The organism is Marinococcus tarijensis (assembly GCF_054971385.1).
Genome location: NZ_JBQOJA010000070.1, coordinates 1 through 1,815 on the forward strand (window position 1 = coordinate 1; position 1,815 = coordinate 1,815).

General features: G+C 39.6%; 2 protein-coding genes. One reads left to right on the forward strand and one right to left on the reverse strand.

Features of this window, described 5'->3' with window-relative positions:
* Positions 1 to 1,053: peptidoglycan-binding domain-containing protein (locus ACTTK7_RS17155; RefSeq protein ID WP_462869317.1), on the reverse strand; the 1,053-nt coding region annotated here is incomplete at its 3' end.
* A gap of 351 nt (positions 1,054 to 1,404) precedes the next feature.
* On the opposite strand from ACTTK7_RS17155, the gene ACTTK7_RS17160 reads away from it, so the two are divergent.
* Positions 1,405 to 1,815, forward strand: a 411-nt coding sequence (locus ACTTK7_RS17160; protein WP_462869318.1) for a peptidoglycan-binding domain-containing protein, incomplete at its 3' end; no start/stop codon positions are given.

The window sequence follows — 1,815 nt, forward strand, 5'->3', positions numbered from 1 at the left end:
ATAGAGCTTCTCCTTCATCGCTTTCGCTTCAGGGCTGCGCACGCCGTCTTTCAGAACGCCGCTGTCACTGCTTGCGCTGTCATCGTCCGCCGGCGGGTTCTTCATCACGTCGCCGAGTTTAGCGAGGGTGTTCGGCCCCGCCACCCCGTCCACGGTCAGGCCGTGGTCCCGCTGGAAGGCTTTGACGGCGGCTTCCGTCTGCGGACCGAATTTTCCATTAGGCTTGGCGATATCAAGGTAGCCTAGTGTGTATAGCTTTTCTTTCATCGCCTGTACGGCTGAACTTGTAATCCCGTCTTTTAGAATCGTGCTGCTGGAAACAGAGGTAGAGGAAGAGAAACTACGGGCTTCCAATACGAATGTCCCGGCTTTGTGCTGTGTTGCTTCTTTCTGTTCGATTGGTACTTCATTTTCTACTGCCTTTTTATCAATTTTGCTATCGGCTTCTGGTGTTTCTTTCTCAGCGTCAGCTTCTATTTCTTTCGTCGTTTCTTTTTCATCAGTTTCTATATCTTCCGAGTCTTCTGTATTTTTATGTTGACCTGATTCTTCTTGTACCGAATCTTGATTATCATCGCCAAAAGGTTGATCTGTTTCGTTGTTTTCAACGTCCTCAAGATCCTCTGTGCTTTTTGAATTAGACGGATCAGTAGGTGTTTCTTCTAAAGAGAGACTTTTTTTAGGTGGATCTTCAGCTTCTGTATTACTGGAAGCTTCACTTTCTTCTGTTATTTTCATATCTTCCAGAATATTCTCAAGCAATTCCTGATCAACTTCCCCGGTTACTTCAAAACTATTTCGTTCCTGGTAATCTGAGATATGGATAGACGTATTATTATCAAACAGAGTATTCGCTTCCTGAAGAGGATAACCTAAAACAATTAAAGCTTCTTCAAGCTCTTTCACTTCAGAAGCTTCAGTACCCTCCGTTATGTATAACTCGTTAATATCGTCTTTTTCATTGGCATAGGCAGTATCAGCAGCGATAAAAGTACCTAATGAAACAGAAACAATAAAAGAGCTGAAAAAAATAATCTTTTTGGATGAAAACATATTCGACCTCCTAATTAAATAGCTCGTAGGTAATATCGGCGTGACTAAGAAAAGTTTCACAGATATACTTGATTCTAAAGTCTTAACAACTATTAAAATTATAAATAAAAAATAATAATTAATTCTTTAGAACTAATTATAACAACCGACGAGAAGAAATTATTACATTCAAATAAAATTAATAAATAACGATAAAAACGGCCTACTTTAAAAATTTTTAAAGGGATAGGTAAAAAATATCGATAAATCTTTTGTATAATAAATACCTATTGATTGGTTCTTATGGCCTAATTAGAATGAAAACATGCACTAAATTCAATTTATATAAAGAGGAGTGAAGAAATAATTAGCATGTTTAAAAATTTAATATTCGCGTTAGCTGGTCTTTTACTTGTCTTTTCGTTTGTATTGTCTAGCCCTTCTTCGGTCAATGCAGCTTCCAATATCGTGAAACACGGTGACAATAGTGTTCAAGCTCAGGAACTGAAGGAAGATCTGTACGAAATAGGTTATTTAGACATTGCGGAACCAAATCAATATTTCGGTCCCAAAACGGAGAAAGCAGTGAAAGAATTTCAACGGGATCATTCATTGACTGTGGATGGAGTGGCAGGGCCAAATACTTTTTCGAAACTAACTGAAGTTATACATAACAATTCCTCTTCAAGTAGTAGCGACGACAGCAGCGATGACAGCGACAGCGGCGTCCTGAAAGACGGCGTGCGCAGCCCTGAAGCGAAAGCGATGAAGGAGAAGCTCTAC